This is a genomic window from Mediterraneibacter hominis, from assembly GCF_014287475.1.
Classification (GTDB): Bacteria; Bacillota; Clostridia; order Lachnospirales; family Lachnospiraceae; genus Mediterraneibacter; species Mediterraneibacter hominis.
On the sequence record NZ_JACOPF010000002.1, the window covers coordinates 264,340 to 285,628 of the forward strand.

General features: G+C 43.8%; 22 protein-coding genes. 16 read left to right on the forward strand and 6 right to left on the reverse strand.

The genetic code is table 11. The features are described from left to right. Nucleotides 1–52 precede the first annotated feature (52 nt). The 6 genes from H8S37_RS10740 to rpsR all read left to right on the forward strand — a co-directional run bounded on the left by H8S37_RS10740 (nucleotide 53) and on the right by rpsR (nucleotide 2,850). The gene (locus tag H8S37_RS10740) at nucleotides 53–688 is read left to right on the forward strand and encodes a lactate utilization protein (protein WP_186876065.1); all 636 of its coding nucleotides are present in this window, start codon (nucleotides 53–55) and stop codon (nucleotides 686–688) included. A 6-nt stretch (nucleotides 689–694) separates the two neighbouring features. After that, complete coding sequence (gene srtB, locus H8S37_RS10745; RefSeq protein WP_186876066.1) at nucleotides 695–1,501, forward strand: class B sortase; 807 nt, start codon at nucleotides 695–697, stop codon at nucleotides 1,499–1,501. After that, nucleotides 1,502–1,690, forward strand: a complete 189-nt coding sequence (locus H8S37_RS10750) for a DUF951 domain-containing protein (RefSeq protein ID WP_186876067.1) — start codon at nucleotides 1,502–1,504, stop codon at nucleotides 1,688–1,690. 122 nt (nucleotides 1,691–1,812) lie between these two features. After that, nucleotides 1,813–2,100, forward strand: coding sequence for a 30S ribosomal protein S6 (gene rpsF, locus H8S37_RS10755; RefSeq protein ID WP_186876068.1), 288 nt, complete (start codon nucleotides 1,813–1,815; stop codon nucleotides 2,098–2,100). Nucleotides 2,101–2,114: 14 nt separating this feature from the next. After that, nucleotides 2,115–2,558, forward strand: coding sequence for a single-stranded DNA-binding protein (locus tag H8S37_RS10760; RefSeq protein WP_186876069.1), 444 nt, complete (start codon nucleotides 2,115–2,117; stop codon nucleotides 2,556–2,558). A gap of 25 nt (nucleotides 2,559–2,583) precedes the next feature. Further along, entirely contained in the window at nucleotides 2,584–2,850 is a 267-nt protein-coding gene (rpsR, locus tag H8S37_RS10765) for a 30S ribosomal protein S18 (RefSeq protein WP_022074687.1), read from the forward strand. Between the two features lie 54 nt (nucleotides 2,851–2,904). On the opposite strand, the gene H8S37_RS10770 is transcribed toward rpsR, so the two are convergent. Continuing rightward, nucleotides 2,905–3,444, reverse strand: coding sequence for a metallophosphoesterase family protein (locus H8S37_RS10770; protein WP_186876070.1), 540 nt, complete (start codon nucleotides 3,442–3,444; stop codon nucleotides 2,905–2,907). Between the two features lie 40 nt (nucleotides 3,445–3,484). Further along, entirely contained in the window at nucleotides 3,485–4,198 is a 714-nt protein-coding gene (locus H8S37_RS10775) for a metallophosphoesterase (RefSeq protein WP_186876071.1), read from the reverse strand. 223 nt (nucleotides 4,199–4,421) lie between these two features. Here H8S37_RS10775 and H8S37_RS10780 point away from each other — a divergent pair, with 223 nt between their 5' ends. From H8S37_RS10780 to dnaB, 10 genes are all read left to right on the forward strand, one after another. Continuing rightward, nucleotides 4,422–5,255 (forward strand): MerR family transcriptional regulator, encoded by an 834-nt coding sequence (locus tag H8S37_RS10780; protein ID WP_186876072.1) that lies wholly within the window; start codon nucleotides 4,422–4,424, stop codon nucleotides 5,253–5,255. Between the two features lie 82 nt (nucleotides 5,256–5,337). Next, nucleotides 5,338–6,372: an NAD(P)H-dependent amine dehydrogenase family protein gene (locus H8S37_RS10785; protein ID WP_186876073.1), complete on the forward strand. Its 1,035-nt coding sequence runs from the start codon at nucleotides 5,338–5,340 to the stop codon at nucleotides 6,370–6,372. Nucleotides 6,373–6,535: 163 nt separating this feature from the next. Beyond that, on the forward strand, nucleotides 6,536–7,264 hold the full coding sequence (locus H8S37_RS10790; RefSeq protein WP_408631374.1) for a FadR/GntR family transcriptional regulator: 729 nt from the start codon (nucleotides 6,536–6,538) through the stop codon (nucleotides 7,262–7,264). Nucleotides 7,265–7,552: 288 nt separating this feature from the next. Next, nucleotides 7,553–8,632, forward strand: coding sequence for a Gfo/Idh/MocA family protein (locus tag H8S37_RS10795; protein WP_186876074.1), 1,080 nt, complete (start codon nucleotides 7,553–7,555; stop codon nucleotides 8,630–8,632). A gap of 17 nt (nucleotides 8,633–8,649) precedes the next feature. Continuing rightward, nucleotides 8,650–9,519, forward strand: a complete 870-nt coding sequence (locus H8S37_RS10800; protein WP_186876075.1) for a sugar phosphate isomerase/epimerase family protein — start codon at nucleotides 8,650–8,652, stop codon at nucleotides 9,517–9,519. A gap of 30 nt (nucleotides 9,520–9,549) precedes the next feature. Continuing rightward, nucleotides 9,550–10,983, forward strand: coding sequence for a GntP family permease (locus H8S37_RS10805; RefSeq protein ID WP_186876076.1), 1,434 nt, complete (start codon nucleotides 9,550–9,552; stop codon nucleotides 10,981–10,983). A gap of 35 nt (nucleotides 10,984–11,018) precedes the next feature. Then, nucleotides 11,019–12,767, forward strand: a complete 1,749-nt coding sequence (ilvD, locus tag H8S37_RS10810; RefSeq protein ID WP_186876077.1) for a dihydroxy-acid dehydratase — start codon at nucleotides 11,019–11,021, stop codon at nucleotides 12,765–12,767. Between the two features lie 274 nt (nucleotides 12,768–13,041). Then, entirely contained in the window at nucleotides 13,042–15,087 is a 2,046-nt protein-coding gene (locus H8S37_RS10815) for a DHH family phosphoesterase (RefSeq protein ID WP_186876078.1), read from the forward strand. A 1-nt stretch (nucleotide 15,088) separates the two neighbouring features. Next, entirely contained in the window at nucleotides 15,089–15,538 is a 450-nt protein-coding gene (gene rplI, locus H8S37_RS10820; protein WP_186876079.1) for a 50S ribosomal protein L9, read from the forward strand. 37 nt (nucleotides 15,539–15,575) lie between these two features. Next, nucleotides 15,576–16,922, forward strand: a complete 1,347-nt coding sequence (gene dnaB / locus H8S37_RS10825; protein WP_330604930.1) for a replicative DNA helicase — start codon at nucleotides 15,576–15,578, stop codon at nucleotides 16,920–16,922. 54 nt (nucleotides 16,923–16,976) lie between these two features. On the opposite strand, the gene H8S37_RS10830 is transcribed toward dnaB, so the two are convergent. Genes H8S37_RS10830 through H8S37_RS10845 form a run of 4 tightly spaced genes read right to left on the reverse strand, consistent with a single transcriptional unit; the run spans nucleotide 16,977 to nucleotide 21,271 of the window. Further along, on the reverse strand, nucleotides 16,977–18,173 hold the full coding sequence (locus H8S37_RS10830; RefSeq protein WP_186876081.1) for an ABC transporter ATP-binding protein: 1,197 nt from the start codon (nucleotides 18,171–18,173) through the stop codon (nucleotides 16,977–16,979). Nucleotides 18,174–18,199: 26 nt separating this feature from the next. Continuing rightward, entirely contained in the window at nucleotides 18,200–19,048 is an 849-nt protein-coding gene (locus H8S37_RS10835) for a carbohydrate ABC transporter permease (protein WP_186876082.1), read from the reverse strand. Beyond that, nucleotides 19,038–19,970 carry a carbohydrate ABC transporter permease gene (locus tag H8S37_RS10840; RefSeq protein ID WP_186876083.1) on the reverse strand — a complete coding sequence of 311 codons (933 nt, stop codon included), beginning with the start codon at nucleotides 19,968–19,970 and terminating at the stop codon, nucleotides 19,038–19,040. Before H8S37_RS10840 ends, H8S37_RS10835 begins: the two co-directional genes overlap by 11 nt. 17 nt (nucleotides 19,971–19,987) lie before the next feature. Further along, on the reverse strand, nucleotides 19,988–21,271 hold the full coding sequence (locus tag H8S37_RS10845; protein WP_186876084.1) for an ABC transporter substrate-binding protein: 1,284 nt from the start codon (nucleotides 21,269–21,271) through the stop codon (nucleotides 19,988–19,990). Nucleotides 21,272–21,289 lie beyond the last annotated feature (18 nt).

Genomic DNA, 21,289 nt, shown 5'->3' on the forward strand with positions numbered 1-21,289 from the left:
AGTGGAGTTTAACTGGAGAGGAATAGAAGAGGATGGAAAGGAGAATGTAAAAATGGATGTCAGAGAGATGAGAAATGACGCATTGGGGAAACGAGTTGTAAAGGCGCTCGAGTCCCGTAATATGGAGGCTTATTATGTAAAAACAAAGGAAGATGCAGTCTGTCAGGCGCTGAAATTGATTTCAAAGGGAAGCACTATCAATATGGGAGGCTCTAAATCTGTAAGAGAAACAGGGCTTACCGATGCATTGTCCAGTGCAGAATATACATTTTATGACCGGGACAAAGCTAAAAGTCCGGAAGAGAAACAGGAAATTGCTCTCAAAGCATTTACATGTGATTATTATCTTGGCAGTGTCAACGCAATGAGTGAGGACGGAGTGCTTATCAATATTGACGGAAACGCGAACCGGATTGCGGCATACGCGTTTGGGCCTAAGAACGTACTTCTGATAGTCGGAATGAACAAGGTTGTAAAAACGGAACAAGATGCCATGAGCAGAGCCAGGAATGAGGCCGCGCCTGTCAACGCACAGAGATTCGGGATTGACACGCCCTGTGTAAAAAATGGGAGCTGTTTTGATTGTAAGAAAGAACAGTGTATCTGCTGTCAGATATTAGTTACCCGCTTCTCGAGAATTGCAAAGAGAATCAAAGTCATTTTAGTAGGAGAGAATTTGGGATTTTAAGGAGTTATGGCTAAAATGGACAGGAGAAAAAAAAGAGGTGCCCAGAAGAAAAAAACAGCAGGCAGAAAAAATACGTTCAACGTTGTATCTACAGTTGTCTTATTGGCGGCAGTCTGCGTCTTTGTATTTTCAGCATATCAGCTTGTTATGATGCTGGTACCCTACTATGTGGGGGGAAAAGAATACGATGAAATTAAGGAACTGGCAATTATCACAGATGATAAAGGAGAAGGATTCACGGTAGATTTTGACGCGCTTCTCAAAGAAAATCCAGATACAGTGGCATGGATACGGTTTGAGGAGCCTTCTATTATCAGCTATCCGGTAGTGAAGAGTAAGGATAATGTGGAGTATCTTACAAAGACGTTTTCCGCGAACGACAACAAGCTGGGGGCGATTTTCATGGATATGAGGAGCAATTCCAGCTTTTCGGACAGAAATACTTTTATATATGGACACCATTTAAACAGCGGGGGAGAAATGTTCTCTAAGCTGGAAGAATATGCAGAGGAAAGTTTCTGCAAGGAATACCCATATTTTTATATTTATACGCCAGACGGAAAAACGAGAACCTATCAGGTGTTTTCGGCAGGGGTGGTAAAGGATACGGCGGAAAACTATAATATGACTTATGCTACAGAGGAAGACTATGTAAAGTATCTGGAAGTGTGCCAGGAATCATCGAATTATAAAGTAGATGTGGAATTGAATACGCAATCAAAAATCGTAAGTCTTTCTACTTGTACAAATGTAAATGATGATGAGCGTTTTCTTGTACAAGGCGTGCTGGTGGAAGAAGTAGGAGGAGAATAAATGCCGGAAAAATACGAGATCGGAGATGTGATCCGAATGAAAAAGCCGCATCCATGCGGAAGCCATGAGTGGGAAATTCTGCGGGTAGGGGCGGACTTCAGGTTAAAGTGTATTGGATGCGGACATCAAATTATGGTGCCACGCAGGCTGGTGGAAAAAAATACAAAGGAAATTACGAAAAAAGCTTGAAAGAAACCAGTTCTTATGGTATGATATTAAACCGTGACATACTGTCGTTATATGACAGAAATTAATTATCCTTGTTCCCGGCTTGTCCGGGAGCCAGAGACCATAAGGAGGTGCAAGAACACATGAACAAGTATGAATTAGCTGTTGTTGTCAGCGCAAAGCTTGAGGATGAAGCGAGAGCAGAAGTCATCGAAAAAGTGAAAGCATTGATCGCACGTTTCGGCGGCAATGTGACAGATGTCGATGAGTGGGGCAAGAGAAGACTTGCTTACGAAATCCAGAAGATGAAAGAAGGATATTATTACTTCATCCACTTCGAATCTGATACAACTGTTCCGGGAGAAGTAGAACAGCGTATCCGTATCATGGACAATGTGATCAGATATTTGTGCGTGAAACAGGAAGCATAAAGAAAGAGGTATATATGAATAAGGCGATTTTAGTAGGAAGGTTGACAAGAGACCCTGAGATTCGGTATTCACAAGGAGAGAACGGAACAGCAGTCGGCAGATATACAATAGCTGTAGACCGCAGATTTAAACGCGACAATGAACCTACTGCAGATTTCATTCCGTGCGTAGTATTTGGACGTTCGGCGGAGTTCGCAGAGAAATATTTCCGTCAGGGAATGAGGGTTTCTGTTTCCGGACGTATTCAGACTGGAAGCTATACGAATAAAGATGGTATCAAGGTATATACCACAGAGGTTATTATAGAAGAACAGGAATTTGCAGAGAGCAGAGCCGAAAGTGAAGCGAACAGAGGTGCTTTCCAGCAGTCAGCCCCAAGTCCGGCGCCAAGTGTTGACGCGGGAGACGGATTTATGAACATTCCGGATGGAATTGACGAAGAATTGCCGTTTAATTAGAGAATTGTGAAAGGAGAGACTGGTCATGGCTTACGAAAAGGGAAGTAAACCAGAGGGCGGCTTCAAGAGAAGAGGCCCAGCGCGCAGAAGAAAAAAAGTGTGCGTATTCTGTGGAAAAGAAAACAATGAAATCGATTATAAAGACGTAGCAAAGTTAAAGAAATATGTCTCTGAAAGAGGAAAAATTCTTCCAAGAAGAATCACAGGAAACTGTGCAAAACATCAGAGAGCTCTTACTGTGGCAATTAAGAGAGCGAGACATATCTCTCTGATGCCGTACGTACAGGATTAATTAACAGAATATAATAAAAAAAGAAAGCTGAGATTAGCGGGGAACTGCAAAATCTCAGCTTTTTATATCTGCGGGCGCAAAAGCGGAGAGTATTTTTTCGATACTTACGGGACGTAAATCATTTGCGTCAACACCTACGTCAAACCGGCGGATTTGCGACTGCATATTTTTCTGATTGTAATCAGCGGTATTGTGCTGATGCCCGTGTAAATGGATTGCTCCATGATGCCGGTGGTTCCAGTCCTTAATCGGGTAATGAAATAAAATGAAAAGCATATCTTTACAGCGCAATTCGTAATAATCTTTTATCCAGATAAGAGAGCTTTTGTCGAAAGACTGCTGCTCTGCGAATCTATCATGATTTCCTTTCACCAGATACTTCTGACCGTTTAGCCGGCTTAATATTTTATTTGCATAGGAAGTCCCTTTTAAAGTGACGTCTCCAAGAATAAAAATTTCATCATTGTCAGTAACCGTACTGTTCCAGTTTTCTATAAGCGCACGATTCATATTTTCTATGTCTTTGAATGGACGGGAAGAATGTTTTATAACATTGGTATGGTAAAAATGTGTGTCAGAGGTAAAGAATATCATAAAAGCTCCAATCTGTATTCATTTTTGTTTTGTATAGTTGTCAGTATTTAAATTCAGAAGATATGTACTCCTCTGTATCTGTTTCCATGCAGTATATCGCTAAATTGTAACCGAATACACAGCCGCAGTCTATGGAAATATGATTATTGCGTCTGATTACAGTACCCTTGTTTCCTTTTTCTAATACGGTGGGAGTATGTCCAGTGATGGTGTACTTATCCTGAAAGTAGGTTTTATTCAGATTGGCGTGTGAAAATAAAAGCTGCGGCACAGTAAAATCTTCTACGGTCATTCCACTGCTGAAGGGCTCAAGACCGCCATGTACAAGCAGATAATTTTTATTATTTACAAAAACTTCTTCATATAGGGAAAAGTCACCTAGATAATCTAAAAGGTCATACTTCCTGGACAGGGATAAGGCGCTGAATTCTTCGATTGTATGTTTTCCGCCGTTTAACAGCCAGTCGGTGTAATATTGCATAGTTTCTATAGTAATATGTGTTTCTGCATTTTCTTCTGTGATTTCAGTACACAACTCCTTTAACACTTTTAGAGCCATGAATTCGTGATTTCCAACAAGGGGAATCACGTTTGGACGATTCATCATATCCTGTAGTACTTTCACAGATGCATAACCACGGTCAATACAGTCACCTAAAACATAGAGAGTGTCGTTGGCATTAAAATTCACTTTTTCTATAGCTTTCCTATATTCATTGTAACAACCATGGATATCGCTTATGACATAGTGCATACTGCCACCTCAAATCAATGCGTTTGTTTTTAATGCGTTGTTCGGCTTTGCCCGAATACCTCCTGAATGAGCGTGAAAGCTTATAACTAACTTTACTATAACGGCAGGCCGATTGCAATATAATACTGCTGTTTTTATGAAAACTCTGTTCTTACAAGAGAGTTTCTGCTAAGATAAACATATAAGCCATAGACGTGAGAAGCTGTAGGAAAAGGAGGAAAAGATGGAAAAACTAAGTATTGGGAAAATGGCTAAATTGAACCAGACGACAATACAGGCACTGCGTCTCTATGATGAAATGGGAATCCTGAAACCGATAGAAATAAATGAAATGACAGGATATCGCTATTATGATGTAAGGCAGAGTGCCAAGCTGGATATGATCCAATACATGAAATCTACAGGAATGACGCTAAAAGAAATTAAGGAAGTGTTTGACAGGCAGGATCTTGCCTTGCTAAATGAAATGCTCCACCAGCAGCTGCGGGACATAAAAATGCAGATAAAAGCGCTGATGTGCAGAGAAAAAGCGGTGAAGCGCATGATTGACAGCTACAACCGCTATCTCAAGGCACCGGAGGACGGCAGAATTACTATGGAGTACATTGACGACAGAAAAATCTATAGCAGAAAGCTGGAGGTGAATTTTTACGAATACGGGATCGAAGAATATGAAACAATTTTGAAGGCTTTGAAAAAGGAAATGACGGAGCAGGGGCTGGGCGAGTATTATTATAATGCGGGGACTACGATTACAGCCGGAGATTTTCTGCGTGGCTTCTGTGTTTCGAATGAGATTTTTGTGTTTGTAGACCAGGACTGCAAAAGCGAGAGCTTCCGTATACTGCCGGTTAATATGTATGCCTGTGTATACTGTGATGATTTTGATAAAGAAAAAATCTATATCGAAAGACTTAGAAAATTTGTGGAAGAAATGCGTCTTCGCATATGTGGAGATTACATTTGTGAAGTTCTGACGGAACTGCCGGTTACACATGCGGGGAAGAGGGAAATGTATCTGCGTTTACAGGTTCCTGTTGAATTTGTTAAAAATTAAACTATTCTTCTTGACTCTATTGCAGCAGGAGGTTTTACAATAAACCTATAAAATTCATGCAATAGACAGGAGGGTAACATTTATGGAAAGAGAAAAAATCAGAGTTGTACAGTACGGATGTGGTAAGATGGCAAAGTATACGCTGCGTTATCTCTATGAGAGCGGCGCAGAGATCGTCGGTGCGATCGACGTCAATCCAGAGGTTGTGGGGATGGATATCGGAGATTATGCGGAGCTGGGCGTGAAGACAGGAGTTATCATATCGGATAATGCAGATGAGGTACTGGATAACTGTGACGCAGATGCAGCGGTTGTGACATTGTTCAGTTTTGTAAAGGACTGCTACAAAATGTTTGAGGACTGTGTGAAACGAGGGATTCATGTGATCACTACCTGCGAGGAGGCAATCTATCCGTGGACTACAAGCGCAAAAGAGACAAACCGTCTGGATCGCCTTGCAAAGGAGCATGGCTGTACAATCGCGGGCAGCGGTATGCAGGACATTTTCTGGGTAAATATGATAGCACAGGTTGCGGCAGGTTGTCACAAAATTACGAAAATTGAAGGCGCAGTGAGTTATAATGTAGAAGATTACGGACTGGCTCTTGCAAAGGCACATGGCGCAGGCTTTACACCGGAGCAGTTTGAGGCAGAGGTGGCGCATCCGGAGGAAATAGTGCCTGCATATGTATGGAATTCCAATGAATCTTTGGCAAATAGACTGGGGTTGAGTGTAAAGTCCAGTTCCCAGAAATGTGTTCCGTATTTTTATGACAAGGATTTGTATTCTGCAACACTGGGAGAAACTATTCCAAAAGGGAACTGTATCGGAATGAGCGCGGTGGTAACGACAGAGACAAATCAGGGCATTATTCTGGAAACACAGTGTATTGGAAAAGTATACGGACCTGACGACGGGGATATGTGTGACTGGAAGATTATCGGTGAGCCGGATACAGAATTCCATGTGGTAAAACCGGCTACGGTAGAACACACCTGTGCAACGATTGTTAATCGGATTCCGACATTGATAAAAGCGCCGGCAGGTTATGTGACAGTGGATAAGCTGGATCCGGTTGAATACATGGCATACCCAATGCAGCTTTACGTGGATTAAGCAGAAGAAAAAGGCGTGCGCAGAAGAACTCTTTAAAGGTAAACGGAAAGAAGATATAATTGACAATTTTGCAATCCTTTAGTATAGTACTTGTCGAAGAGAGGAAAGGGTGAGGGGGCGATATCCGGGATTTTATTTGGCATCCTGCGATAAGCGCCCGCTCATTTATAAGCATATGGCAGGGAATTTGAAGGGAATCCGCCAGATATTGCTGGCTGAACAGGTAGAAGAACAAATTTATGAATATATTACTCAACAGGGAATAGTGACGGGAGAACGTCTGCCGAATGAGTTTAAGCTGGCAGAACGGTTTGGCGTTGGGCGAAGCACGATCCGAGAGGCAGTGAAGTTACTTGTTTCCCGTGGGGTATTGGAGACACGACGGGGGTCTGGGACATATGTGCGGGAAGTTATTCCTTCAGATTTAGATCCGCTGAATCTACGGAATGTCGAGGATAAGGTTTCTTTGGCGATGGATTTAGTAGACCTGCGTATGATTCTGGAGCCGGGGATCGCGGAGCTGGCGGCGTATAATGCTACAGAAGAAGAAATAAAGATATTATTTGAGAAGTGCGATGATACAGAGAGGCGGATAAGAGAAGAAGAATACTATATTCAGTCTGATATTGATTTTCATACACACATTGCACTTTGCAGCAAAAATAAAGTAATTGAGCAGTTGATTGCTATAATAGAAACGGCGGTACTGATGTTTGTGAATATTACACACAGGCAGTTGACAAAGGAGACTATCACGACCCACCGCGCGATTGCCGAAGCGATCGCAGAGCATGATCCGATTGGGGCAAAAGCTGCTATGACAATGCATATTACGTATAATCGCAGTTTGATAAAGGAGATTAAAAAAGAAAAAAGGATTGTATATGATTAAGAGCTCTGTGAAAGGAGCTCTTTTTCATTGGATTGTATAGTACTACAGAAAATGAAGCGTTTTCGTACGGTAATTTGTAAGAACAAATTAGTCAGACTAATTTGTGTGGAGTAATAAAAAATAACACATAAAAAATATAAAAATTATATAAAATGTCAAATATCTAGCCGAAAAAAGTGGAAAACCCTCCTTTTTTTGTGTGAAAAGTAGAATGTATATGCAACAATTTGATATGATGACTTTCGAGTGTTATATTTTTAAAGTAATTTAAGAAAGGGAGGAAAATGAATGAGCTTGAAAACGGGAATTATAGGATGTGGAAAAGTAGGAGATTTCCATGCAAAAGCCTATGCCGGATTAGAAAACAGTGTTTTCACTGCCGTATGTGATGCGAATTACGAGCGTGCGAAGGCTTTTGCAGATGCTTATCATGTAAAAGCGTACACAGACATTGCAGAGATGATCCGAACAGAGCAGCTAGACGTAGTCAGTGTCTGCACCCCTCATCCACTACATGCAAATCCAGCAGTCACAGCAGCAGAGAATGGCTGCAATGTGCTGATTGAAAAACCATTGGCTTCTACACTTACCGATTGCGACAAAATTATTGAGGCGGGGGATAAGAACAAAGTAACGATCGGCACTATGGTGCAGCGGCGTTTCTACCGTCCTTGTATGCGTATTCATGAGGCAATCAAAGACGGAAAGATAGGCAAGCCGGTTCTGGGTATGGTTACAATGCTTGGATGGAGAGATGAAGCCTACTACCAGAGTGATGCCTGGAGAGGAACATGGGACGGAGAAGGCGGCGGCGTACTCGTAAATCAAGCGCCTCATCAACTGGATCTATTGCTATGGTATATGGGCGAGGTGGATGAAGTATACGGCGTGTGGAAAAATTTAAATCACCCATATATTGAAGTAGAAGATACGGCCGTAGCTGTCGTGAAGTTCAAGAGCGGCGCGATCGGAAACATTGTTACAAGTAACAGCCAGAATCCGGCGCTTTATGGAAAAGTACATATTTTCGGTGAAAACGGAGCAGGAGTCGGAGTGCAGACAGACGGCGGCGCAATGTTTATCGCAGGTATGTCTTCTATTACGGAGCCTCCTTATAACGACCTGTGGACGGTGCCCGGCGAAACAGAACAGTTGGAAGAATGGAAAAAAGGGGACTGTGACTTCTTCAACAGTGTCGATTCGATGTACTATTACCACCGTGAGCAGATAGAGGATTTCCTAAAGGCTGTAGAAAACGGGACGAAACCTCTGGTAGACGCCAGGGACGGACGAAAGACGGTGGAACTGTTTACTGCGATTTACCGGAGTACGAAGAGTGGAATGCCGGTGAAATTTCCACTCACTTAAAGAAAAGAGGAAATAGTATGTATACATCTTATAATGAAGCCTGCGGTAAAGACTGTTCGGATCTGATGACAGATTTGAAATTGTGTGAGAAAGCAGGAATGGACTATATTGAAATACGGCTGGATATGCTGAGAGATTTTCTGAAGACAGGAACACTGGAAGAATTAACTGATTTTTTTGCAAAAAGCCGGTTGAAGCCGCATGCAATTAATGCCGTATATCTGCGGCAGGATTTTCTAAAAGAAGATACAGGTGCGGCAGACGATCCTGTAATGCAGGATTTTCTTCTGGCCTGTGAGGCGGGCAAGGCGATTGGCAGCCATTATATGATTATTGTGCCTCCACTCGATCCAAGCGGAGTGTTCACAGGGAACGTACAGGAGGCGGAAAAGGATTGCATACATATCTTAAAGAAGCTTTCCGAATTTGCACGCCCCTACGAAATGAACCTCTGCTTTGAACTGGTAGGCTTAAAAAAGAGCTGTGTGCGCACGATAGAGGCGGCAGACCGTATAGTACGCGCTGTGGATGAGGATAACGTAGGGTTTGTTTTCGACTCTTATAATATCTATCTTTGTGGAAAGTGCAATGATTTTTCAAAGATTAGAGAGGTTCAGCCGGAAAAAATCTTTGCTGTCCATCTGATGAGTGCGGATGATGTGCCGGAAGAAGAAATGGGACAGGACAAACGCTGTTTCCCAGGGGAGGGCGTGGTTGACACAGACGCTTTCCTGAAAACACTTGGAGAGACCGGATATAACGGAATGGTATCGGTGGAAACTTTCCGGCCGCAGTATTGGCGTCAGACGCCTGAGTGGGTAATTGAGAATGCATATCGGACAGTGCATGAGGCATTAAAAAAGAATGACTGCCTATCCTATTTATAATTATCTAATTTAAGAAAGAGAGGGAAAAAAATGACACCATTACAATTTGTGATTATGTTGGCTATCGCCATTGTTATCTTGACGATTCTCACGTTGAAATTCAAAATGCACCCGGTTATGGTGCTGTTCTTGACCGCTACGTTTTGTGGTCTTGCATCCGGGAAAGGAATCGTAAACACATTTGCTTCCATAACGGAATATTTTGGATCGACATTAGGCTCTATCGGCGTTATGATTATCTTTGGAGCGATCATTGCTTCAGGAATCAATGACACGGGAGCAGCTACCAGTATGGTAAACTATTTTATCCGACTGTTTAAAGGAAAATGCCTTGAGCTTGCGCCGTCATTGACAGGCTTTATCATGAGTATCCCTGTTTTTGGCGATATTGCGATTATTCTCAACGCGCCGATCTCCGCTATTCTTGCAAAGCGTAAGAAAATGGGCATGCAGCAGGTGGCTCCGTTTGTCAACCTGGGATTGACCTTGACCCACGGACTTGTACCGCCTACACCGGGAATCTTGGCAGTATCTGTTCTGCTTGGAGCGGATATAGGTACTGTGATTATATTGGGATTGATTTGTTCTGTGATTTCTTTTGCTGTCTGCTATCTCGGGCTTCGACCGATTTATGCAAAAAGCGAATATGTAGCTCCGCTGCCGCAGTATACAGAAGGGATAGAAGAAGTAGAGGATTCCAGCAACGTGGAGGCGCTTCTGATTAAAGAAGATCATGTTCCAAAGCCTCTCGCAGCCTTTACACCATTGCTTCTGCCGGCTGTAATGATTGCGGTTGGCTCTATCGGTAAGCTTTTCTGCGAAGAAGGAAGCGGTGCATATAAATTCTTTGATGTTTTCGGAAATACCGTTCTGGCTCTTTTCATTGGTATACTCGCTGTAGGATTTATGGTATTTGGACGTAAGACGAAGGTTATCGGCAAAGCAAATGATGATGGAAACGGATGCAAACTGACAGAAAAGAGCAGTTGGTTTGAAATCGTAATGAACAACTGGGTAGAGCGTGCGTTGAAGATTGCGATTAGTGCACTTTTAATTACGGCAATGGGAGGAGCTATGGGTGGAATCCTCCGTGAGAACGAAGCGATCCAGACAATCGGAGAAATGATTGGCGGCAGCGCTTTCCCGGCACTTCTTGTACCGTTTATTATGGGCGCTATCTTGATGACTGTATGTGGATCTATGACTACGGCGGCTATGACAGCGGCTGGACTGATGGCAGGATTAATGCCGGTTTTAGGATTGAATCCAGTAGTAACAAGCCTTGCAATCGGATGCGGTTCTATGGTAGGATGGCACGTAAACAACAGCGGATTCTGGATTTTTTCTTCATTATACGGCTTCAATGCAAAGCAGGGTATCAAATACTTTACGACAACAAATGCTCTTGGCGGAATCGTTGCATTTATCGTTCTTGCCATTCTTACAATGATCGGCATTGCATAATGTAACAAGGAATTAGGAGGTTAGAGGAAAGATATATGGAACTGATAAGTCAGAAAATGAGAAAGCTGGCCCCGGAACTGGATCCGCTGCGGATTGGGACAGGCTGGAAAAAGGAAGAACTGGAGAAACCGCAGATTATAATTGAAAGTACTTTTGGAGACAGCCATCCGGGAAGCGGACATCTGGATAAACTGGTAGAAGAGGTACAGCGGGGAGTGCAGGAGGAAGGCGGCAAAGGAGCGCGCTACTTTTGTACAGATATATGCGACGGCGAGAGCCAGGGGACGGACGGCATTAATTACAGCCTTGCAAGTCGGGAGATCATTGCAGATATGATCGAGATCCATGAGAAGGCAACTCCCTTTGACGGAGGTGTATTCCTCTCTAGCTGTGACAAAGGAATGCCTGGAAATCTGATGGGAATGGCGCGGGTCAATGTACCGTCTCTTATGGTTACCGGCGGTACCATGAGCGCAGGCCCTAACCTCCTGACGCTGGAGCAGTTGGGAATGTACAGCGCGAAGTATGAACGCGGAGAAATTGACGAGGAAACTTTTAACTGGGCGAAATGTAATGCCTGCCCAAGCTGCGGCGCATGCAGCTTTATTGGTACGGCTTCTACCATGCAGATTATGGCGGAGGCGCTGGGGCTGGCTCTGCCGGGGAGCGCACTGCTCCCCGCAGCCAGTCCGGATTTATTGGAATACGCATACCGTGCAGGCAGACAGGCAGTCCGTCTTGCACTGGAAGGGATAAAGCCGTCTGATATCGTAACCGAGAAGAGTTTTGAAAATGCGATTCTCGTACACGCCGCTATTTCGGGAAGTACGAATGCACTTCTGCATATACCGGCTCTCGCCCATGAATATGGGTTAGAGATTACGGGCGATACATTTGACAGGCTGCACCGCGGCGCGCACTATCTTCTGGATCTGCGTCCAGCGGGGCGCTGGCCGGCAGAATTTTTCTACTATGCGGGCGGTGTGCCGGCGATTATGGAAGAAATCAGGGAAAAGCTGCACCTGGATGTAATGACAGTGACTGGGAAGACACTGGGAGAGAACCTGGATGAACTTCGTCAAAACGGATTTTATGATAAATGCCAGAAATGGCTGGATGATGCAAACAGAAAGTATGGAATATCTCTGACAAAAGAAGATATTATCAGACCATATGACAAGGCGATTGGCACAGAGGGCAGTATTGCCGTATTAAAGGGAAATCTGGCTCCGGAGGGGGCGGTGATAAAGCATACCGCATGTCCGAAGGAAATGTTTGAGGCGACACTCTATGCCCGTCCGTTTGACAGTGAAGAAGAATGTCTCGACGCTGTGTTGCATCACAAGGTACAAAAAGGCGACGCGGTAATGATTCGATACGAGGGGCCAAAAGCCAGCGGTATGCCGGAGATGTTCTACACATCAGAGGCGATAAGTTCTGACGCGGAGTTAGGCAGGAGTATTGCTCTCATTACAGACGGGCGATTCTCTGGGGCGTCCACAGGACCGGTGATTGGGCATTGCAGCCCCGAAGCAGCCGACGGCGGACCGATTGCACTAGTAGAAGAAGGCGATTTGATTTATATTAATATACAGGAAAGAAAGCTGGAAATCGTCGGAATAAAAGGAGAGAGACATTCTCCGGAAGAAATCGAGAAGATTCTGGCAGAACGCCGGACAAGGTGGACGCGCCGGGAACGAAAATACAAGCGCGGTGTGCTCCGGATGTTCAGCGAACATGCGGCCTCGACGATGAAAGGGGCATATCTGGAATTTGACGATTAAAGAAGCATAATTTTTGAAAGCAGGCACTTACAAGGAAAGCTGTAAGTGCCTGTTGTTTTGCGGCAGCCACGATAAGCACGCAGTGCGGTTTTACGAATGGCGCGGACTGAACTGATACTATCTGCTTAAGCATTATAACGAAAAAGTAGAATAATCATAAAAAAGATGGTATAATAGGAACAATTGGCAGGATACTGCCTGTATGGGGAGTGATGGCAGCCTGTTTGCAGGGCTGTGTAAGTAAAATGTCTGTACTTGAAGTGAGGAAAGAACAATGAAGAAAAATAAAATGCGTTTAAAAGGGCAGCTTCGGATGTACATGCACTGGCCGTTGATTATGACTGTTCTTTTGCTTGCCATGAATATATGGATGTATATGATTGACAAGAAGGCGGGCATGATGATGTCTGCGTTTATTATTATCTACTTTGTGATTGCAGGCGTGCTGTATTTCTATAACCGTTCTCTTATTCTGGCTGACCTGATCCAATTCTCTACACAGTATAAAGGCATACAGAACACATTGTTGAAAGAGCTGGCGCTTCCGTATGCGATTACACTCGAGGATGGGAGAATACTCTGGAAGAATGACAGCTTTGAAGCTCTGGTGGAAGGAAAGAAAAGAGAACCGTATTTAAACAAAATTATTCCCGCGCTCAATAAAGGGGTATTTCCAAAAGACGATATGGAACACATAGAGCTGGAAGTAACCTTCAAGGAACGCAGCTATCAGGCAGTTCTGAAAAGAGTTTCTCTTGAGGGATTCAGTAAATCAGAGAAACTTTTGCAGATACCGGAAGAAAAGGAGTATTTTATTGCTGTCTATTTAAAGGACGTCACAGAGCTGAACGCATATATCAAAGAAAATGAAGAACAGCGTCTGATTGCAGGACTCATTTATATTGACAATTACGATGAGGTAATGGAGAGCGTGGAGGAGGTGCGCCAGTCACTTCTTGTGGCGCTGATTGACCGGAAAATCAATAAATATATAGGAGACCTTGACGGAATCGTTAAGAAGCTGGAGAAGGATAAGTATTTTATTGTAATTAAGAAAGAAAGCTACCGGCAGATAGAGGCGGACAAATTTTCTCTGTTAGAGGAGGTAAAGCAGGTCAATATCGGAAATGCCCGCTGTGCTACTTTAAGTATCGGGCTTGGTTTAAATACTGCGACATATGCACAGAGCTATAATTATGCGCGGGTTGCGATTGACCTGGCGCTTGCCAGAGGCGGAGATCAGGCGGTCATTAAAGATTGTAAGGGGATTACGTACTTTGGCGGCAAGAAGGAGCAGACGGCAAAGAATACCCGCGTTAAAGCACGTGTCAAGGCAGAGGCGCTGCGGGAGTTTATTGAGGCAAAAGATCAAGTCATCGTTATGGGACATAAGATTGCGGATGCAGATTCCTTCGGAGCATGTATGGGAATCTACAGGGCGGCGGTGAGCCTGGAGAAAAAGGCGCATGTCGTTATCAACGAGGTGACGAGCTCTATCCGTCCGCTGTATGATGAGATAGCAGAGAGCCCGGCATATGAGGACGACATTTTCCTGACGTCAGAACAGGCGCTGGATCGTATTTCCGACAGTACAATGGTGATTGTGGTGGACACGAATAAACCACAGATGACGGAATGTCCGGATCTGTTGAAGCGCTCTAAGATGACGGCGGTATTAGATCATCACCGTCAGAGCAGCAACATCATTGAAAATGCAGTGCTTTCCTATGTAGAGCCTTATTCTTCTTCTACATGCGAAATGGTGGCAGAGGTACTGCAGTATATTGTCGATGATATTAAATTCCCTTCGGTGGAGGCGGACTGTCTGTATGCCGGAATTATGATAGATACACGCAACTTTATGAATCGTACTGGCGTACGCACGTTCGAGGCAGCGGCGTTTCTGCGCAGATGTGGTGCGGATATTACGCGCGTGCGTAAAATGTTCCGAGATGATATGGCATCTTATCGGGCAAAGGCGGAGGCAGTCAGAAGAGCAGAGGTATACAGGAAGGAGTATGCCATTGCAGTTTGTCCAAGCGATATAGACAGCCCTACGGTGCTGGCGGCGCAGGCGGCAAATGAGCTGCTGGATATTGGTGGAATCAAAGCGTCCTTTGTGCTTACCGTATATGAAGGGAAGATATATTTAAGCGCTCGTTCCATTGATGAAGTGAACGTACAGATTATTGCGGAAAAACTGGGAGGCGGCGGCCATATCAATTCGGCAGGGGCACAGTTTGAGCATACAGATATTGACGAGGCGGTGAATGCCTTGAAAGAAACAATAGACCAGATGATTGAGGAAGGAGATATTTAAAATGAAAGTAATCTTATTGCAGGATGTAAAGGCTCTCGGGAAAAAAGGAGAAATTGTCAATGTAAGCGACGGTTATGCAAGGAATTTTATTTTGCCTAAGAAAATGGGAGTGGAGGCAACCGGAAAGAACTTAAATGATTTAAAACTGCAAAAAAATAATGAAGTAAAAGTAGCAAAGGAACATCTGGAAGCGGCAAAAGAATTAGCGGCAAAGCTGGAGGGCGGTAAAGTGACGCTCCAGATTAAAGTCGGAGAGGGCGGAAGGACATTCGGCTCTGTTTCCAGCAAGGAGATCGCTGCGGCAGTGAAAGAACAGATGGGACTGGATATTGACAAAAAGAAAATCCAGTTAAAAGAAACGATAAAGACACTTGGAACGCACAATGTGCCTGTAAAGCTTCATCCAGAAGTGACGGCAGAGCTGAAGGTTTCTGTGACAGAAGAAAACTAACGGGCAGGTAGACAGAAGTTAAGGAGAGATGTTCTTTATGGAAGCAGCCATTAAAAGAATACTTCCACATAGTGCGGAGGCAGAGCAGGCAGTAGTGGGAGCTATGCTTATGAATAAAGACGCGATTATCGCGGCTTCAGAGATCCTGTCGGGAGAAGACTTCTACCAGTCTGCATACGGGATTTTGTTTGACTCTATGGTAGAACTGTTTCAATCAGGGAAACCAGTAGATTTGATTACCCTGCAGGAGCATTTGAAAGAAAAAAATGTTCCCCCCGAAGTAAGTGGGATGGAATTTGTCAGAGAACTGATTGCGAATGTGCAGACTTCTGCGAATGTAAAGTATTATGCAGAAATTGTACAGGAGAAGGCGACCCTGCGGAAACTGATCAAGATAAATGAAGAAATTGCGAATACCTGTTATCTGGAAAACCAACCGTTGGAAGTAATTCTGGAACGGGCGGAAAAAGGAATTTTTGAACTCGTAGAACATGGAAACATGCAGGAATATACTCCGATTAAACAGGTGGTGCTCAATGCTTTGGACGTCATTGAGAAAGCCTCAAAGACAAAGGGTACGGTGACGGGAATCCCTACCGGCTTTATCGATCTGGATTATAAGCTTTCCGGACTGCAGCGTTCCGATTTAATTCTGATTGCAGCGCGTCCGTCTATGGGAAAGACTGCGTTTGTGTTGAATATCGCACAGCATGTGGCATTCAGGCAGAATCTTGCCGTGGCAATTTTCAGTCTGGAGATGTCAAAGGAACAACTGGTAAACCGTTTATTTTCCCTGGAGTCGCATGTGGATGCGCAGGTATTAAGAACGGGAAACTTGAAAGACACAGACTGGGAAAAGCTGATTGAAGGCGCGGGAACGATCGGAAAATCGAAGATGATTATCGACGACACGTCGGGAATTTCTATTGCAGAGATGCGCTCGAAGTGTCGAAAGTATAAGCTGGAAATGGGGCTGGACTTAATCATCATTGACTATTTGCAGCTGATGAGTGGAAGCGGCGGCAGAAGCAACGAGAGCCGGCAGCAGGAAATTTCCGAAATTTCCCGTTCTTTAAAAGGGCTTGCCAGGGAGCTGAATGTTCCTGTGATTGCGCTGTCTCAGTTAAGCCGCGCGGTGGAACAGAGGACAGATAAGCGCCCTATGCTTTCGGATTTGCGTGAATCTGGGGCAATCGAGCAGGACGCCGACGTATGCATGTTTATTTACCGGGAAGATTATTATATACCAGATACCGAGGATAAAAATATCGCGGAGATTATCATAGCCAAACAGCGCAACGGTCCGGTAGGAACAGTGCGGCTTGCCTGGATGCCGCAGTATACAAGGTTTGGAAACGAACTTCGGCAGCAGGATAATGGATAAAAAGGCACAGCTAAGAAAGTAAAAACTTTTTAGCTGTGCTGTATTTGTCTTATTCTACCGGTGTACATGGATGACTTCATCCTGTCCCATTTTTACCTGACTGCCCTGGCTTAAAATATCCCGCATCATTTTTTCCTGTGCAGAGATATTTATATCTAATTCCGGAGGATAGCCGATACTATTTTCGCTTTTTTTCTCGAAGATATAGATATGTCTGAAATCAGGCGTAAAAGAAACGGAAGAGCCCGAGCTTCCAGGTATCGTATTGTCAACAGAAATAATTTCTTCTCCGTTCATACGGAAATAGATTCCCATTTTATTTCCATAATCTTCAATATAGTCGACTTCTCCGCCCAGGGAATTGTCAGATAGTCCGGCGTGCAGATGGATATGTTCCGGACGGATCCCAAGATAGAATTCGGTTTCTTTGGACGCAATAATCAGTTTTTCCCACATATCGGGGAGCTTCAGAGAATACTTGCCGCAGTGCAGCAGTCCGTTCTTCCAGACGGCAGAAATAATATTTGTTGCCGGAGACCCGATAAATTTTGCTGTAAATACATTGGCAGGGCGGTGATAGACATTATAAGGTGTGTCCAGCATCATCAGCTTTCCTTCACGCATAAGCGCGATACGGTTTCCAAGTGTCATAGCCTCTACCTGGTCGTGGGTGACATAGATAAAGGTCTGATGGTAGTATTGATGTACTTTTACGAGTTCCTTACGCGCCTGTAAACGGAGCTGGGCGTCCAGGTTCGACAGAGGTTCATCCAAGAGCAGATAAGGAGAGCGCTTTACTAATGCGCGCGCGAGCGCGACGCGCTGCCTTTGTCCTCCGGATAACTCTTTTGGCTTCCTGTTCACATAGGTTTCCAGTCCGAAAATTTTTAATACCATTTGCAGGCGTTTTTCAATTTCTTCTTTCTCTTCTTTGTGTGCTTTTAAAGCATAGCAGATATTGTCTCTGACTGTCATGTGAGGGTACAGGGCGTAGTTTTGAAAAACCATAGATACGCCTCTTTTTCCGGCAGGTACGTCGTTGACGCATTTTCCTTCCATGACTAATTCTCCAGAGCTGATGGTCTCCAGTCCTGCGATCATCCGCAGAGTTGTGGATTTTCCACATCCGGAAGGGCCCAGCAGAATCAGGCGCTCGCCTTCGCGGATATGTAGATCTAAATGTTCGATCACTTTTGTTTTTCCAAATGTTTTTTCTACGTTTTTAAATATAATATCTTTTTTGTTTGCCATAATGAAACTCCTCGTATAATAAGCTTTTATCCTTTTATTCCCGACGACGCAAATGTACTCATAATATGCTTTTGGAAGATTAAATATAACGTGAGAGGCAGCAGCATTGTAATGACTGCCATTGCTAATGTTATCGTATATTCCACGCCGCCTTCGGAATCTGTAAATACCTGCATGGCAAGCGACAGGGTATAATTTTCTCTGCTGCGCAGTATCAGCGTAGGCCAGACATATTCATTCCAGGAATTAATAAAAAAGATGATGCCTGTAGAAATGATGGCCGGTCTGCATATAGGAATAATGATATTCCGTAAAATTTTCATTTCTGAAATGTCATCCAGATGAGAAATTTCTATCAACGGTCGGGGAACCGTTTTCATAGTCTGCCGTAAAAGAAAGATTCCCGATGCATCTGCCAGTTGAGGAAGGACAACGCCCCAGATTTTATCTACTAGATTCAGATTAGAGACAGTCAGATAGTTCGGGATCATTGTTACAGTAAACGGAATAAAAATTGTACATATCAAAAAGAAATAAATTACATTTTTCCCCTTAAAATCAAAAAATACAAATGCATATGCGGCTAATGTACTCGTAACTACTTTAAAGACAGTAACTGTCACAGCAATTATGAAGGTATTCAGCGTAATCTTAAAAATAGGGAGAGAAGATAAAATTTCTCCGTAATTGTCGAATGTTATCTGTGATGGAAGCAGGCTGCCGTTATATAATTCCTGCATGGATTTGAAGGAGCTTATGAATGCGAACAAGACAGGAACCAGCGCGATGATTACCAGAAGCATCATCAACAGATGCCACCCAATCTGCCGCTTATGAAGAGGGCGGGCAGTCTTTAAATTTTGATTAGTTTTCATAGTAAACTCCCTTCTCTACATATTTGAATTCCAGAACCAGAAGGAAAATAAAAATAAGCATCATTAAAATGGCATAAGCGGAGGCGGAGCCGGTTTTATAAAAACCAAACGCTTCATTATACACGTTGTAGATCAGGTTACTGCTGCCATAGTCCGGCCCGCCCTGCGTGATCATGTTGATTGGAGTAAACACCTGCTGCATTCCCTGGACGATTGCGAGAATCAGCACATAGATGCCGGTAGAGCTGCTCATAGGCACAACAATTTTTAGAAATATTTTGTGCAGAGGTATATTGTCGACCCTCGCCGCTTCAATGATTTCTAATGGAATACTTCCGACGCCGGACAAGGCGACGATAAAATTGTATCCGAATATTTTCCATGAAGTAATGATACTGATTACAACGATAACAAGCCCCTGCGTTGTGCTCCAGATAGGAACCTTCTGGCCAAATGCTTCCATAATTTTGGCGGCCGGTCCGGAGATCGGGTTTAAAATCCAGACAAAAATCATGGTTCCTGCTACAAGGGAGATGACACTCGGCAAAAAAATGGAGCTTCTATAAAAATTTTTACCTTTTTTTATAACGAAAGACAAGATAAAGGAAAAAATGTATGGAGCAACAAAATTAAAAATCAGAAGCAGAAAAATATATAAAAAAGTATTTACTAATATTTTCTGTATATTTGGATCCTGAAACATATTGATATAATTGGCGAAGCCGACAAATTCTTTTACCGGCTTCACCATGTTCCAGTCAAAAAAGCTTAGATAAATCGTATATATCAGAGGATAAAACATAAAAATTGCCAGGACGGCGGCAGCGGGAAACAAAAACAGATAGGGCCGGAGAAATTTACCGGTTTTCCTGGCCCTATCCGGTCTGCTTGTACTTACCGCTGGCTTATGAATATTTTTCATAGCGATCAGCCTTTCTTTTATTCGAATAGTGCATTAATAGAATTCTGACATTCTGTAAGCGCGGTATTTATATCTTCACCGTTTAGAATCTGGTCTCTGGCATCAGAGATATACTGCTGTGCCTGCAGGCCGGAATCGCCGGGGAATGCAGCCCATGGAATAATATCTTCTACCTGTGAGGAAGCTGCCTCACGCAGACTATCTTCCGCCAGAAGCTGCTGCATACCGTCAGAATTTAACGCGCTGTTTGTGGGAGCCACGTAACCGGTTCCATCTACCCAGTCTACGAGATTGTCGTCTTCATATAAAAATTCAATAAATTTAGCGACGGCTTTCTTTTTCTCATCATCCTGTGAAGTTACAGCCAGTACGCATCCGCCGGCAGGTACTGCGCGTTCTTTTCCTTCAAATACAGGGAAAGGAGCCGTTCCGATTTCAAAAGAAGCAGATTCTTCAATACCTGCCAGGTTTGCACAGGAGGATGCCAGCATAGCGAGTTCCCCTGCGTTAAATGCCTGCAGCGCCTCATCTGTGCTGATATGTACGGAAGTCTTATCATTCAGCGTCATATCTGCGTATAACTGGAACGCTTCTGCACTTGCCGGATCAGCTATCGTACATTCGGGAGTACCGTCTGTCCATGTCAGGAAGCTGCCGCCATTACACTCCAATAATGCCTGCAATGCCCAAGTATCATTTTCCTGGAGATGGAAAGCATTTTTTCCGGTTGTTTCTTTGATTGTCAAAGCGTAGTCCTTTACTTCCTCCCATGTTTCAGGAGCGTCTGTAAGTCCTGCCTCTTGCAGAATATCCTTATTGTAGTAGAGAATAGGATTACTTACTGCATAGGGAAAGCCTACAAGGTCTCCCTGGCTGTCCGTCCCAAGACTGATAATATTTTCTGCAAAATTATCAGAAATAAATTCCGGATTATCCGAATAGTTTTCCATCAATTCGTCCGGTGCCGTATAGGAAAAATTGTTCGGAAAATATTCGAGGTTAGAATAAGAAACCTGTACCAGATCCGGCGTATTGCCCGCCGCCGCATCTGCCTGTAGATTCTGCATAAGCCCGTCATATCCGTCATTATAGCGTCCAATGACTTCAATGTCTGGGTTCGCCTCGTTAAAGGCCTTAATCTGTTCTTCAACTGTGGGGCCTCCGCGGGTCTCGGAATTTGTGTGCCAGTATTCGATTGTCACTTTCTCTCCTTTAGAATCACTGGAATTTCCGCAGCCGCCAAGCAATCCGCCTAACATGGAAACGGAAAGAATCAGCATAATTATTTTATTTCTTTTCATTTTTTTCCTCCAAATTTT